The sequence below is a fragment of the Alteromonas sp. ABH4_456 genome (assembly GCF_056160645.1).
This window is the reverse complement of sequence record NZ_JBSWXO010000016.1, coordinates 51,991-66,884: the sequence shown is the minus strand read 5'-3', so window position 1 is coordinate 66,884 and position 14,894 is coordinate 51,991. Positions and strand designations below refer to the sequence as shown.

At 46.9% G+C, this 14,894-nt stretch carries 13 protein-coding genes; 4 read left to right on the top strand and 9 right to left on the bottom strand.

Annotation, left to right across the window (positions count from 1 at the left end):
- Positions 1-57 precede the first annotated feature (57 nt).
- Both ACXAG2_RS19020 and ACXAG2_RS19015 read right to left on the bottom strand, forming a co-directional pair.
- Positions 58-2,757 (bottom strand): TonB-dependent receptor, encoded by a 2,700-nt coding sequence (locus tag ACXAG2_RS19020; RefSeq protein ID WP_474869616.1) that lies wholly within the window; start codon positions 2,755-2,757, stop codon positions 58-60.
- A 241-nt stretch (positions 2,758-2,998) separates the two neighbouring features.
- Complete coding sequence (locus tag ACXAG2_RS19015) at positions 2,999-3,793, bottom strand: 3-keto-disaccharide hydrolase (protein WP_474869613.1); 795 nt, start codon at positions 3,791-3,793, stop codon at positions 2,999-3,001.
- A 263-nt stretch (positions 3,794-4,056) separates the two neighbouring features.
- Here ACXAG2_RS19015 and ACXAG2_RS19010 point away from each other — a divergent pair, with 263 nt between their 5' ends.
- Positions 4,057-4,407 (top strand): DUF4870 family protein, encoded by a 351-nt coding sequence (locus ACXAG2_RS19010; protein WP_474869610.1) that lies wholly within the window; start codon positions 4,057-4,059, stop codon positions 4,405-4,407.
- Between the two features lie 2 nt (positions 4,408-4,409).
- Here the strand turns inward: ACXAG2_RS19010 and ACXAG2_RS19005 are convergent, their stop codons facing one another.
- The 3 genes from ACXAG2_RS19005 to ACXAG2_RS18995 are packed head-to-tail and all read right to left on the bottom strand — an operon-like array spanning position 4,410 to position 7,511.
- Positions 4,410-4,556 carry a DUF2256 domain-containing protein gene (locus ACXAG2_RS19005; RefSeq protein WP_119501371.1) on the bottom strand — a complete coding sequence of 49 codons (147 nt, stop codon included), beginning with the start codon at positions 4,554-4,556 and terminating at the stop codon, positions 4,410-4,412.
- On the bottom strand, positions 4,543-6,084 hold the full coding sequence (locus ACXAG2_RS19000; protein WP_474869608.1) for a cryptochrome/photolyase family protein: 1,542 nt from the start codon (positions 6,082-6,084) through the stop codon (positions 4,543-4,545). Before ACXAG2_RS19000 ends, ACXAG2_RS19005 begins: the two co-directional genes overlap by 14 nt.
- A gap of 2 nt (positions 6,085-6,086) precedes the next feature.
- On the bottom strand, positions 6,087-7,511 hold the full coding sequence (locus ACXAG2_RS18995; RefSeq protein WP_474869606.1) for a cryptochrome/photolyase family protein: 1,425 nt from the start codon (positions 7,509-7,511) through the stop codon (positions 6,087-6,089).
- 87 nt (positions 7,512-7,598) lie between these two features.
- Between ACXAG2_RS18995 and ACXAG2_RS18990 the strand changes: the two genes are divergently transcribed.
- Together ACXAG2_RS18990 and ACXAG2_RS18985 are read left to right on the top strand one after the other, a co-directional pair.
- Entirely contained in the window at positions 7,599-8,897 is a 1,299-nt protein-coding gene (locus tag ACXAG2_RS18990; protein ID WP_474869603.1) for a DASH family cryptochrome, read from the top strand.
- Positions 8,885-10,426 (top strand): cryptochrome/deoxyribodipyrimidine photo-lyase family protein, encoded by a 1,542-nt coding sequence (locus ACXAG2_RS18985; RefSeq protein WP_474869600.1) that lies wholly within the window; start codon positions 8,885-8,887, stop codon positions 10,424-10,426. The genes ACXAG2_RS18990 and ACXAG2_RS18985 overlap by 13 nt, the downstream gene beginning before the upstream one ends.
- Here ACXAG2_RS18985 and ACXAG2_RS18980 read toward each other — a convergent pair.
- On the bottom strand, positions 10,407-10,667 hold the full coding sequence (locus tag ACXAG2_RS18980; RefSeq protein ID WP_119501366.1) for a hypothetical protein: 261 nt from the start codon (positions 10,665-10,667) through the stop codon (positions 10,407-10,409). The two genes, ACXAG2_RS18985 and ACXAG2_RS18980, sit on opposite strands and share 20 nt — an antisense overlap.
- Before the next feature lie 131 nt (positions 10,668-10,798).
- Between ACXAG2_RS18980 and fabA the strand changes: the two genes are divergently transcribed.
- Complete coding sequence (gene fabA / locus ACXAG2_RS18975; RefSeq protein ID WP_474869598.1) at positions 10,799-11,317, top strand: 3-hydroxyacyl-[acyl-carrier-protein] dehydratase FabA; 519 nt, start codon at positions 10,799-10,801, stop codon at positions 11,315-11,317.
- A 60-nt stretch (positions 11,318-11,377) separates the two neighbouring features.
- Here fabA and rmf read toward each other — a convergent pair whose 3' ends face one another.
- The 3 genes from rmf to ACXAG2_RS18960 all read right to left on the bottom strand — a co-directional run bounded on the left by rmf (position 11,378) and on the right by ACXAG2_RS18960 (position 14,893).
- Positions 11,378-11,554, bottom strand: coding sequence for a ribosome modulation factor (gene rmf / locus ACXAG2_RS18970; protein WP_070124638.1), 177 nt, complete (start codon positions 11,552-11,554; stop codon positions 11,378-11,380).
- 323 nt (positions 11,555-11,877) lie between these two features.
- Positions 11,878-12,645, bottom strand: coding sequence for a hypothetical protein (locus ACXAG2_RS18965; protein WP_474869596.1), 768 nt, complete (start codon positions 12,643-12,645; stop codon positions 11,878-11,880).
- Positions 12,646-13,132: 487 nt separating this feature from the next.
- Entirely contained in the window at positions 13,133-14,893 is a 1,761-nt protein-coding gene (locus ACXAG2_RS18960; RefSeq protein ID WP_474844192.1) for a DUF3466 family protein, read from the bottom strand.
- Between the last annotated feature and the right edge of the window lies 1 nt (position 14,894).

Genomic DNA, 14,894 nt, shown 5'->3' with positions numbered 1-14,894 from the left:
GTGTTGCGGGGTAAGGATAGGGTCATAAGGACTTATGACCCCGTAACGTAAAGCTGCCTAGTTGTGATAGCGCACGCCAAGGAAGAACTGTCTTCCTGTGTTGTTATATTCCCGCACCATGTCCAGCGAACCGTCGCCGGTGACGAACAGCCGTGAATACTCATCCGTCAGGTTGATGACTTCAAAGGAGAACGTCAGATTTTCCGACCAGTTATAGAATGAGGAAAAGTCGATATTTGTGGGACCCGTCACTCCATTTTCAGCATTGCCGGTGATGCCGGGTACTTCGATAAAGTAATCATCCCTGCTGTTTGCCGACAGGCGGGCACCATACTTCTCTGTTTCGTAGTACAAGGTGAAATTGTAAGAATTCTCGGAAACACCTACGATTTCACCGGAACTGACACGGGTATAGTTGGCCACTGTCCCCAAATTATCGAAGGGCGCGGGCAGGAAGTTAAATGGCTGCTGGTAGCTGATTTCAAAGCCGTTTATGGTTGTACCGTCGCCATTGTCATAGGAATAATGGGTATAAGGTTCGCTGAACGGATTAACCGTTATCGCGGGATCATAAACCGGATCGTTATTGATTGCCGTGTAATAAATACTGTCGACCAGTTTTTCTTCCTGTGTGCTTCGAATATAGGTTTCTATGTCTTTATAAAACAGTGTGGCAGACAATAACGACTCTTCGTCAAAATACCACTCTACGCCAAAGTCCACATTGTTAGACACATAGGGGTCAAGGTACGGATTACCCACCGTCACGAAGCCTTCAATGTAGCGAAAAGCAGGATTACCCGGGTTCAGCGTATTTAAGCTGGGGCGTGTCATTGACCGCGTCAGTCCTAAGCGCACGATGAGATCATCTGCAGGCTCCAGTGCCAGATTCAGAGCCGGTAAAAAGTTCTTATAGTCATGTTCAGCGACGATGGTTTCTACAGAATTTTCCAGCCGGATATATCCCGTTGACGTGGCGGTGGTATCCACATATCGCATACCAAAGTTGGTACGCAAAATCATATCAGCGATATCGAAGTCTGTATTAAACTCCAGATAAACGGCCATGGTCTCTTCTTCTACCTGCGTGTTTTTCTGATCCTGAGATTGCCAGTTGAGGGGGCCGATAGCGTCTTTTACTGCATCAAAATCAGCCACTACAAAAGGAAACAAATTTCCGTCAAAGCCGTCGCCAAAATTACTGATGGGAAGCATTTCTGTTAAGCCTTCTGCAGATCCCGTAGAAAAAGTTGGCAGACCGAAATATTGGCGGGAGACTTTGCGGTTGTTGTAGGCCACACCGGCCTTAACTTCGACCATATCCGCCACATATTTTCCATCAAATTTAGCGGTCAGGTTTTCTTTATCAGTCTGATCCTGTAAATCATAAGAGGACAAGTTGTACAAGGCAGGATCATTATAATCGAACTGGAAGTCGAGCAGCGCAGCATTGGGGTTACCCGTAAAATCGAAACCGAAACTATGCGGCTCAGTGCTGTCCATAATGTGACGAAATTCATCACGGGAAAAATCAATTTCTGCATACCCCACCATAGCATCCACAATGAGACGATCTGTTAAGCCAAACTCTCCCGATAACACATACTGATTAAATGCTGTATCACTGGTGGTCTCACGGCTCTCAATCCGGTTAGTTATGCCATCAAATTCGCCGGCAATAATTTGCTGGCCATTGGGCGCTACGGTAACCAATGTTGGCGTGATTTGATTGAAGTAATTTCTGAACATTGCGTACATGTGATAGTACGAGCGCTCATTTTCCAGTTGTGAATGTAAGTAGTCGAAAGTAAGTAACACATTATCAGACGGTGCATACTGAAATGAAGAAGTAATACCCAGGCGGGTCTGTTCGTTACCGAAATAATCCGGCCGCGGGATCCGGGGGGCATATAAACAATTGATGGCGTCCACATCCGCACCATTTAACTGACAATCACCACCCGACGGCGACCCGGTAACGTTTGTACTGCTGGTGTCCGCGTAAGTCATATTATTGTTAACGGGCGTTTGCCAGCCTACGGTTCCGAAGCCTTGCTGGTTAACGTTCCGGGTCGAATAAGCCAGTGAGAAAAGGACACCAAACTTATCATCGTCAAAGGTATTGCTCACCATTACCGCCGTGCGGGGGTTGGTCTCTTCGGAGACATCGTTGTAGTTCGCCTGCGCTGAACCGGCATAATGAAACCCGGGATTATCAAAAGGCTTGGCGGTATACAGATTAACAGAACCCGCGATACCACCTTCTTCCATTGATGCAGTGGGAGATTTTTGCACGTCCACGCGATTAAATAATTCAGACGCAAATACGTTGAAGTCAAATGCTCGCCCGCCGCTCAGAGCAGAAATTGACGAGTCCAGCTGATCGGTTTCCGCCGGTATTTCCATACCGTTCAGTGTTGCACGGGTAAAGTCCGGGCCGAGGCCCCGCAGTGTGATACGTCTGCCCTCGCCGCCTTCGCGGCTGATTGAGACACCTGAAATGCGTTGCAGCGATTCGGCTAAGTTTAGATCAGGGAACTTCCCAATATCTTCGGCGGATATAGACTCCATGGAATTCACGTTAGCGCGTTTTGTCAGCAGGGATTTGTTCAGTGAGCTTCTAAAGCCTTTTACTTCGATAACTTCTAACTGGTCGCCGGTAGCGCTCTCCTGTGTGTTGTCCTGAGCGAGCGCATTTGTAGTTAAGCCGGCATGCAATACGGTAATAATGGAGAGTGACAGTTTCTTCAATTTCATAACGGATCCTTTGAAGAGTGAAACGTAACACATTTAAACTGCATGACTTTTCACTATTTATTTACAATAAATTCACGTTAAATTTGAAGATATTCAGGGTCAATCAAAATCAATTATATAGCGTCATTTTGTGTCACCGGGTTTCAATTATGAATAATTTCCCTGTGACAAAACTATTTTACAACGCAGGAAACGCTTCAGGCAGTGACCGGTGAGAGTGAGCTTTGAATAGGCTGGCCATTCACAGTATTTTTAAGTAAATATTCTTAAAATCAATGGGCTGCCCTTCACTTTGAAATGCAATATAACCTGACTTCAGGTTTTTCATCTGTTCCCATGTCGCCGGGTTTTCACCGGTGACCAGATCGTCCTTTTTAGCGAGAGCTAAATTATATTCAAGAACCACATCATCATTGATAAGTTGAGTAACGTGCCCGTCTTTAACGATCAGTTCGCCTCTCACCCATTCACCGGCGGGGAACGTGGGCGATGACGAGTTAAGGCAGTGTTCAGGATAAATGTCGCCCTGATAATAAATTTCTGTACCGGGCGAACACATATTTCCTGTAGGTCTTACTACACCGGCTTCACGCTCAGCCAACAGCTGCATTTCCACCGAAACCGGCCAGTTTTGATCCGTGAGGATGGAATCAGCAGACTGACTGGCAAACATTACACCACTGTTTAATCGTGCGTAGCCCGGGGCGCTTTCGAGAAAGTCTCCGGTAAAGCGGTACTCAAATTTGAGATGAAAGTTGGTTAATTCAGCTTCATAGAAAAGATGGCCGAATTGTTCGTTGAAGTCATCATAGCCATCATAACGTACAAGCAGCATATCTTCTGAAAACCGGAATGTGTTGGCAAAATTTACCCCTGAAGGATGATGATTAATTTTTGCAGTCCAGTTTTTCTGTTCTGCCGGCGACAGTAAATTTTGCCAGTCATCATTGTTGTTTTGAGTCGTTGAGCATGCAGAAAGTGTCAGCAAGCTACTAAGCAGAATAGCAGAATGAGAAACGGGTAGTTTTGTGATCATAGGGATACCAGTGATGTCGGTTGAACTGACTTGTCTATCACTGTCCCGGTACACAGCCAATGTAAACCGCAGTTTTTCTGTAATAAGTTTCAATTGTAAAACTCTAGAAAAGCAAAACTTAATCACAGGAGCTGGTCATCAATCACTACAGAATATTGCATTTCATCCGGTTTCATCGCACTATTTCATGACTATTTATCAAGCCGCCTTTCTAACCGACTGAAAATAGTATGGAAAAATAACTTTAAAAAAGGATAAATAAAATGAGCGAAATTCCCGCGAACACCAATGCATCAGGCAGCACTGCCAAAATTGTCTATATCCTGTATCTGGTAGGCATTTTATTTGGTATCACCGGCCTTGTGGGTGTTGTGATGGCCTACATAAATAAATCAGATGCACCGGAATGGCTGCAAAGCCACTACCGTTTCCAAATCCGTACTTTCTGGATAGGTTTCCTCTATCTGGTGATCGGCTCGGTTCTGTCTATTGTGCTGATAGGCTGGCTGGTTATTCTTTTCTGGGTTGTCTGGCTGATTGTTCGTTGTGTGAAAGGCATGAAATATCTTGATAACAATCAAGCCCATCCGGATCCTGCGGGCTGGATGTTCTGATATCAACGGTCGTGCCGGCTTTGTTTATTGCCGGCACATCTTTTAGAGCAATATTTTACCGCTTCCCAGTTCCGTTCCCACTTTTTGCGCCATGTAAATGGCCGCTGGCAAACCGGACACATCTTTTGCGGTAAATCAGACTTCTTCATTTTTACTCAGTTTTGTCAAAAAGCGCTGACCGTCATCCCGCATTGCCGCGATTTTCTCTTCCGCCATTCTGTCGTAGCTTTTATAGACAAGCGCCATTCTCGGATTCTTCCGTAATTTGTCCTGATGGGCATCGAGGAATCGCCAGTACAGGTAGTTGAACGGACAGGCTCCTTCCCCGGTCTTTTTCGACACACTGTAACCACAATGCTTGCAGTAATCAGACATCTTATTAATGTAGCTGCCACTTGCTACATAGGGTTTGCTTGCGAGATTGCCGCCATCGGCGAATAAAATCATGCCGGACACATTAGGTAACTCTACCCACTCGTAGGCATCTGCGTACACCAGCAGATACCATTCCTGTACTTCAGCGGGTGATAACTCACACAATAATGAAAAATTACCTAACACCATCAAACGCTGAATATGGTGTGCGTAGGCATGTTTTTTAGTGTCAGTAATACACTGACGCAGGCAGTTCATATTGGTGTAGCCGTCCCAGAAAAAGTCGGGCAAGGTTCTTTTTGCATTGAAATAATTATCTGACTGTAACCCCGGCATGGAATGCCAGTAAAACCCCCGCACAAATTCACGCCAGCCAATGATCTGCCTTATGAAGCCTTCTACGGAATTCAGTGGTGCTTCACCGGCATGCCAGGCGGCTTCTGCCTGCTGAACCACCTCCCGGGGACTGAGCAAACCGCAATTGATGTAAAAGGACAGATGGGAGTGAAACAACCAGGGCATGTTATGACGCATGGCGTCCTGATAGCGGCCAAAGTCCGGTAGCCGTTTGTCAATAAAGCGGTTTAATACCTCAAGTGCGCCGGCACGATCGGTAGCATAATGAAAATCATCTAATTCACCAAAGTGATCACCGAACTCCTTTTCAACCAGACTGATCACGTCCCGCGTTATCTCATCGGGCTCAAATTTTACCGGTGGTGGCGGAGTGACACTGGCGGGCATGGACTCACGGTTCTTCGCATCGTAGTTCCAGTCTCCCCCCGCCGGCACACCATTTTCCATAAGAATGCCGGTTTCTTTGCGCATTTCCCGGTACCAGAATTCCATACGAAGGGTTTTCCGTTCTTCAGCCCATTCAGCAAACCTGGCTTTACTGGCATAGAACCGTTCGTCGGGTAACAGACCCACAGGCACACCGAGCTGACTTTCCCATTGCTGCATACTCTTCAGTAAACGGTATTCACCCGGTTCAGTGACAACGATACTATCAACATCGTGTTTGCTCACCAGCGCTTTTACTTCATTCAGCAAACTACCCTGATTATCGGGGTCATCGTACTTCCTGTAATGCACCTTAAAGCCGTCATCTTTCAGTTCTTCTGCGAAATGCCGCATAGCTGAAAATAAAAATGCAATCTTCTTTTTATGGTGCTTCACATACGTGGCTTCTTCTTTCACCTCTGCCATCAATAAAATATCGCGGGTTTTCACCGCGTCAGTGATCACCGGTAAAGTGGCGGTGAGCTGGTCGCCAAGTATCAATCGCAGAGTACAGCCCATGGTTACCCCTTAATTTCATTAAAGGCGTCCAGTGCCCGTTGTCGTGACGCTTTTAGATCCACCAGAGGTTCAGGATATTGCTCTCCGAGCACGATACCAGCCTGTTTGAGCGTTGCCTTGTCCGCCTCCCAGGGCTTATGAATATATTTGTTGGGCAATTTTTTCAGTTCGGGACACCAGGTACGTACGTATTCGCCCTGCTTGTCGAATTTCTCCCCCTGCAACACCGGGTTAAACACCCGAAAATAGGGCGCAGCGTCGGCACCCGACCCCGCCACCCACTGCCATCCGGCGGTGTTATTCGCACCGTCAGCGTCAACCAGACAATCCCAGAACCAGGCTTCTCCCTCACGCCAGTCGGTAAGCAAGTTCTTCACCAGAAATGAGCCGGTTATCATCCGTACGCGGTTGTGCATATAGCCGGTATGCCATAATTCCCGCATGCCTGCATCGACAATAGGGATACCTGTGCGGCCCTTCTGCCACGCTTGCAGATCTTTCTGACTCCGGCGCCATGGAAACTTATCGAACTTCTCATTGAAGTTCTTATCGGGGAAATCAGGAAAATGATAAATAAGGTGGTGGGCAAATTCCCGCCATCCCAGTTCACTCAGATAGGTATCGATATTCTTATCATCACTGTTGCCAAAGGCATCCTTAATGGCATACCAGATTTGATTAGGAGATATTTCTCCGGCATGAAGATGCGGGCTGAGCAACGATGTGCCCTGCACTGCCGGAATATCCCGGTCAGTTTTATAATTCGCTGCCGCTTCGTCTATGAAGGTAGCAAGCCGGTCGGCTGCACCGTCTTCTCCCGGTGTCCACATTTTTTCAATGCCATCGTACCACTGAATATCAGGCATCAACCCGAGTTCATCAATTAACGTGCCTGCATTGTCCACGTCTGCGTAAGTGATTCTGGCTACCGGCGCCTGGGGAAAACGTGGCTCAGCGGCCTGTAAGCAGCCTTTACGGTAAAACGGCGTAAATACCTTATAGGGTGATCCTGATTTATTCTCAATGTCCCAGGGCTCCCACAACAACGAACCATTGAAACTCTTCACCGTTATGCCGTCATCTTTCAGAGCCTGCTTCAATTTTTTGTCTCTGGCCACATGCCAGGGCTCATACAACCGGTTCCAGAAGATATGCTGCACATCGAACCGTGTCATGAGTTCAGGAATGAGTTCTGCCGGATCGCCGCTGAATACCTGCAGATGACCGTTAAGACGATCATTAAGGGAGTTTAATGATTGATGTAACCACCATTTAGTTACACTACCGGGAAGTCGTTTTTCCGGTACAGACGTATCTGCAATATATACTGGGATAATTTTTCCAAGGTCGCAGGCGGCGTTAAGCGCGGGATTATCTTTCACGCGCAAGTCCTGGCGGAACCACATAATGCTGACGGGTACCGGCACGTTGTTATCCTTTTTATTCAGAATGATGCAATAGATACGGCATTGTAATAAATCTGATTACAAACGGGTGAAAATTAAGGTTTTGTAATGAAAACATCGCACTATACAAAAAGCAGTTATCCGGCCCGTGTGAGGGGCATTTTCTGGTTCCGTCAGGATTTACGGCTTGACGATATGCCGGCACTGGAAGAGATGTGTCAGAACGTCACGGAGTTGCTGCTGGTGTATGTCAGAGATAGCCGGCTGTCAGAAACCACACCTTTCGGCACACAACGCACCGGCGCAATCAGGGATCAGTTTATCGCTGAATGTCTGGATGAACTGGATGATGCCCTGGTACCTCTTGGCCAGAGGTTACTTATCCTTGAAGGTAACCCGGCTGTTATCATTGCAGAACTTATAAAAAAATACGATGTAAGCTGGCTTGGCGCACATGTGAATCCGGGTTTTTACGAATTGCAGGACTGGCAACATGTGGTTGATGCCTGTGACGGTATTAATACGGTGTATAAAGAAGCCGGATCCCTGTTTAATCAGTCTTCGCTCCCCTTTTCTCTTAACGAAATGCCCGGGCAATTTACACAATTCCGCAAGCAAACAGAGAGGAACACAATACCGGAGTTACCATTAGATCCTCCGGTATCATACCCACCGCCCTTCGCCACCGAAGTGCAATCTGTGACGGCTGTACATGAGAAAAGCAAAATACCTCCTCTTTTTCGTGGCGGAGAAAATGCTGCGCTGGACCGGCTGAATGAGTATTTTTTCAAACACCGGCATGTGCTGCGCTATAAAGAAACCAGAAATGCATTGGATGACGATACGGCCAGTACCCGTTTCTCGCCCTGGCTTGCGGCAGGTGCTTTATCTCCCCGCCGGGTATATTTTGAGCTCAGGCGTTTTGAAGATGAAGTGGAAGCCAATGAGTCCACATACTGGGTTTATTTTGAATTATTGTGGCGGGAGTTTTTTCATTTTGCCCAGCTTAAGCCCGGCAAAGACTGGTATCTGCAGGCAGGACTGCGGGATGAAAAACGTCCCTGTCACTACGATGCGGACAAAATAATCCGTTGGCAACATGGAAGAACCGGCTACCCGATTGTTGATGCCTGCATGCGGCAACTGACGCAAACCGGTTTCATGTCTAACCGCGGCAGACAATTGGTTGCCAGTTGTCTGGTCCATGAGCTGGGACAAAACTGGCAATACGGGGCGGCCTGGTTTGAACAATGTCTGGTAGATTACGACCCCGGCAGTAACTGGGGTAACTGGCTCTACCTTGGAGGAGTGGGTCATGATCCCCGTGGTCACCGCCAGTTTGATCTTGAAAAGCAGACGAATATGTACGATCCGGACCGGACATTTATAAACAAATGGCTGAGCTGAAGCCCGATATTGCGGTGGTATGGCTCAAACGGGATTTACGTCTGCGCGATCATGCCCCCCTGAAAGAAGCCGTACGGAGCGGTTTGCCGGTGCTGCTAGTATTCTGTTATGAGCCGGAACTCATGCAGGATCCGCACATGAGTGACAGACACTGGCGCTTCATCCGTCAGAGTATCACCGATTTAAACGGGCAGCTGCCGGGATCTGCCGCAGTGCTGACTACAACCCTTACTGTTGAAGCGACCTTCAGCGAAATAGCAACGCACTGTACAGTCCGGGAAGTGTACAGCTATCAGGAAACCGGGCTTAAAATTACCTTCGATCGTGACTTGCACATGCAGGCCTGGTTTCAGGCACGGCAAATACGTCATATTGAATTTGCCAGCGGCGCTGTGAGCCGGGGACTGATAAACCGCCGGCACTGGGAAAGACACTGGAAAGCGGTAATGTCTCAGCCTGTTGACGACATTACCTTATCCGCAGTGAACTGGTGGCAATGGGCGACATCACCGCTGAGAAGTATCGCAGCCTCGCCCTCTTATCCGCATTGTGAACTCATGCAGCCCGGCGGTGAACGACGGGGATGGCAGGTTTTAAAACACTTTCTTGCAGATCGGGGCAAGCGATACCATCAGGGCATATCCAGGCCGGCGGATGCACGTATCACCTGCTCACGGCTCAGTCCTTATCTTGCATGGGGTAATCTGTCAGTGAAACAGGTCTTTCAGTATATTGAATACCGTAAGTCTGAACTCATTCATCAGCCCGATGGTGACGGAGCGCTCTGGAAGAAGGCCCTTAATGCACTGATGTCCCGTATCCACTGGCACTGCCATTTTATTCAGAAATTTGAAAGCGAACATGAAATGGAGTGGCGGGCACAAAATGCGGGATATGCAAGCTTTCCTTACATCGACGGACCGGAGGCCAGCAGACGCACCTGGCTGTGGATAAACGGGAAAACAGGTTACCCGCTGGTGGATGCCTGTATGCGGGCGCTCGCTGCCACCGGCTACCTCAATTTCCGCATGCGTGCCATGGTAACCAGTTTCCTGTGTCACCATATGAACGTGCACTGGCGGCACGCGGCAGAATACCTTGCCCGTGCTTTTCTTGATTTTGAGCCCGGTATTCATTTTCCGCAGATTCAGATGCAGGCCAGTATTACCGGTATACACACCGTCAGGTTATATAATCCTGCAACCCAGTCGGCCAGGCTCGATCCTGAAGCAGTGTTTATAAAAAAATGGGTACCGGAACTAAAAAATCTGCCGGCAGCGCTGTGTCATAATCCGGCAGATATTCCGCCGCTGGAAGCAGCGATGCTGGATTTTGATATACAACGGGATTACATGCTGCCGGTGATTGATATCAGACAGCACAATAAACAAACCGCAGAGCGGCTGTGGTCTTACAGGGAAAGAGAAGATGTGCTCAGAGAGTCAGCCCGAATCGTCAGAATGCACACGACATCCGCGAGTCCTTCCCGGCGCTGGTTAAAATCCGAGGCTAGCGCTTCTGATCTTTAAGCCACTGATTCAAAAGACGGATTTGACCACACTTGTAGGCTGCATAGGTTATGCGTAACGCATTGGACAGCACTTCACTGTCACTCCATCCGGTTTTATCGCTGATTTCTTTATAGCACTGCATGGCTTCGGGGCTGACATAGCCACGAACCATTTTTTTTCCTGCTGCTTTTTGTCTTTCGCGGAAACGACGCTGTTTTTCAGCATTGGCGGAAGGATTGGCTTTTTTCTTTTCAGTCATACCGTTGTCATCTCGTGGTTACGTGCACAGTGTAACATGTAAATTTTCACAATAAATGACTGTTCAGAGTTGTTTAGCGTACAAGTGTTCGCTAAATTACCACGCTGAAAATCTAACAACAAAGGGATATCATGTCCGACAAACAAAATAGTTTTAACCGTGAAGACTTGCTGGCCTGTAGCCGCGGTGAAATGTTCGGGCCGGGTAATAGTCAATTACCGGCTCCTAATATGCTGATGATGGACCGTATCAGTCATATCAGTGAAGAAGGCGGTGAGTACGATAAAGGTGAAATCATTGCCGAACTGGATATCACGCCTGATCTGTGGTTCTTTGACTGCCACTTCCCGGGTGACCCTGTAATGCCGGGCTGTCTGGGTCTGGATGCCATGTGGCAGCTGGTGGGTTTCTTCCTTGGCTGGAGCGGTGGCCCCGGTAAAGGTCGTGCTCTGGGCGTAGGTGAAGTGAAATTTACCGGTCAAATTCTGCCTACGGCTAAAAAGGTAACCTACCGCATCAACATGAAGCGTGTAGTTAAGCGTAAACTGTTTATGGGTCTGGCTGATGGTCAGGTTGAAGTAGACGGCCGTGTTATTTATACCGCAAAAGATTTGAAAGTCGGTCTGTTCCGGGACACGTCTAAATTCTGATTTTTTTCAGGTATAAAAAAGCCCCGTTAAATCGGGGCTTACCTATACTGAAAGAGATGCTTAACGCACGTTGAATCCTAATTGTCTGTCTTCAACGGCTTCCCTCCAGCCTCCGAGCCATTGTGACCTGGCGTCAAAAGCCTGAAATGGACAGTTCTCCTTTGAACGACCGCTGATACCAGCTTGATACCCTTTTGCGTGTGCACGCGTCAATTTATCTCTTTTTTGTCGTTTCATTGATAAGCCTCTTTTGATTATTTAACTGTGCCGTGATTGACCATCGGGCTCTCCTGTCAGTATGGGTTGATGGTGCCTTCAAGTTTTTTCACGCACATATATGTGATAGTGCAGAGGCAGGCTTGGTTCAACTTAATTAAATTTTTTTTGGTATTGACAAATAGTAAGTTAATGAAAATTTGTCTAATTTAATGTTACATTTTTTTGTCATAAATATTACGTTTTTTAAAACGTCAAACTATATAGCTTAAATAATGTTCATAAATCAAAAATGCCCTACATTTGCAGGGCATTATCAGGAAGCGGATGAACCATTAACTGCTTCAGAAGTTCTTAAGTTTTCTGATAGTCAACAATAGCGGCATAAAAATAAATAGAAATAGTGTTCCCGGTTCGGTTACCGTAACGTTTGATCCCAGATTCGGGTTCGAAGGGGTTCCGACAGGGACATAGCGAGTTAATGCGATAGCTGCATCGCCATCCATCGAGATATAACTCATCGGCGCTTGAGCATTGGTATGAACACCAGCCTGAACAGTACTTGGAAGTGCACCGTTTAAGTAGGCTTGATTATATTCGCTATCGACTCTTGCGATATTGAATGTCCATTGCGTGGTAGCTTCTGACACATCAAATTCATGGGAAGCAAAGTAGAACTCTGCCCGGTTCCGTGACTTTCGTTCACCATTTATTACACAGGTTCGGTTCGTACCTTCATAACACCAGTCATCAAGCGTAACCCGACCGAACAGATCAAGAAAATAATCTACACTTTCATTAGTTATAGAGGTTTCTGAAAGACTAGGTCGCTGGTCAACACGATACCCCCGGTCAGTAGTCCAGTCATAAGTGCCGAAAAAATCATCAAACAAAATATCGACATGCTCTGAACTGGCTACAAACCATCCATTGCTGGCATAGTAATCAAGGGCATTGGCAACAGAGTAACCCGTAGTGTTGGAAAGTGTCAGCCACTCAAGACCACTTCCATTTGAAATTACTCCTGTTGAAGAATTGAGCGTATAGTCAATATACGAGGCTTGAGTTACAGGTGCGAGTAGTGCTAAAGATAAGGCCAATTTTTTTAACATCTTGTTTCCTTGTAAATTTACTTTTTATAGTTCGCGAGCTGTTTTAGCAATTTGCAAGCCAAGTGGTAACCAATTGATTTTAAATTAAAATCATCAACTTTTGTAAAACACTGTAAACATACTAGACGTCAATGGAATAATATTAAATTTGTAGTTAAATTTAGCTTAACGATGAAAGTTGAAATGAGCTTTGAATTCATTATCGTTATTCATTCTACAATCTGTTCCCACGATTATGCAGATTGATACGGTATGTTTGCTGAGTGAAATAAGAGCGTCACATCTGAAGACCTCTTTATAAAGTACTGCATTTCTCTCTTGATGACTCGATTGCCTAACCTTTTCCTACATTGAGTGTTGGTTCTTAGTGAGTTTTCCAGATTCATTAAAAGAAAAAACCGCACATTGGTGCGGTTTTTGATGGGCTCCCTTTACATATTTAGCACAGTTTCGTGCTATGCAGCGGCTAAACAGCGCTCATTTCACATTACTGTTTACGTCGTCTGAACGCGAGTAAGCCGCCTGTTAATAACAGCCACCATGGAGAAATTGCCGCACCTTTACGCTCGTAAGCCACATCGTCAATTTCATCTTCAGGAATGTCACAGGTCTCCACTTCACCGTTTTCCAGCGGCGTGAGTTTCACTGCAATAATGGTATCGTCGATGGGCGTTTCACCTTCATCGTCAATCACTTCCACACCCGTTACATAACGTTCACCGGTACGGTAGCGGGCATTTGCAATAATCTCATTGCTGTCATTGATACCAATGGCGTCGACAATGGTGTATACACTGTCACAAGGTAACAGATCGTTCAGATCCGTCATTTCTTTCGCTTCAATGTCGTACATGAAGCCGTGGGTTTCACGGTTTGTATCAACAGTGGAGTCGTATTCTGACGAGCCAACCACAATGTTGTTATTGTTGATGCCCTTACCTTCTGCGCCGGCATTGGTAAAGAAGCCTTCCGGATAAAGAGCTTCACCTGTGTCCAGGTTGTAGACGAACACACGGTTACGGGCAGTATCATTAGGGGCACGTAGTACGTAACCTGTTACCCAGTTGTCATTGTTAATGGCAACTGCTTCAGACATGATATTTTCGTCACGGGGTAACATTTCGGTTGTTTCGCCTTCTGCATAACTCACTGCAACATTCAGGCGCTCATAGCTATAACCTGAAGGACGGCGGATGTAAGCAATTTCGTCAAGAGATGACGCACCTACAGCAATACCCTGATCATTAATATCCTGCGCCAGCGACCAGTATGCAGACTCATCATCCGCATCAGGTTCAAACACAAGCGGATAAGTATCGGTAGTAATCGTGTTGCCGTTAGCATCTAACTGCCAGACAGTGGCACGGATATGCACACCCGGCGTTGAACGGTCGCCCACGGCCGGTAAACGGAAACCGTAGGTGGATGTATCTGAAGATGCGTCTACACGGATACTGCGGTAGCAATATTCAACAGGAATGTCACCACGGGTTTCTTCTTCTTCACAGGCTTCAATGGCGTCATCAATGCCTTCAATGTGGTCAACCATGCTGTTGCCCACAACCTGAAGATTGTTGTTAATGGCAAACGCCTGACTGAGGCCGTTTAACGTATCGTCTTCAGATGCCAGCAGCTTGGTTTCACCGTTTACACTGACAAAGGCCGTAGACTTGATGTCGTTAAGTACATAAGTGGTATCGTTGCCATCTTCATCTTCATAATCCAGCTCGTAATACGGGCCTTCTGTTGAGCCGGTAACATAATCACCGTTCAGACTGTCACGTGCATAGGTTGTTACCGCATGGGCGTAATCATCAAACAATTCCGACCACGCATCCAGACCGGGGATGAGATCGGCATCTGTCGTATCTGTGATATACGAGCGGTAAGGCGTCAGGTGCTGGTAAACAAATGCATTCCGGGCAGTCGTACTGTGAGACAGTAAACCGGTAACAATCGTGGTGTAATCCACATCTGAGAAAATGCCCTGTCTGACGTCATCTTCACTTTCGAAAGTCGATGCGTTGTTGTCGATAAATCCGGATTCTTCCAGAAAGTCGAGGTCGATGGGCGGATTAAATTCTGCTGATGTCATCGTCACCGTGAAGCCGGACTCATCGATAGACTGGGCAAAATTGTTAATACTGATATCCCTGACTGGTACAGGTGTGACTGTATAGGTGGCGGCCAGGGCAGACGCTGACGCAGTGGTCATTGCCATGGCAGCGGCAAGCTGTGTTAATTTCATT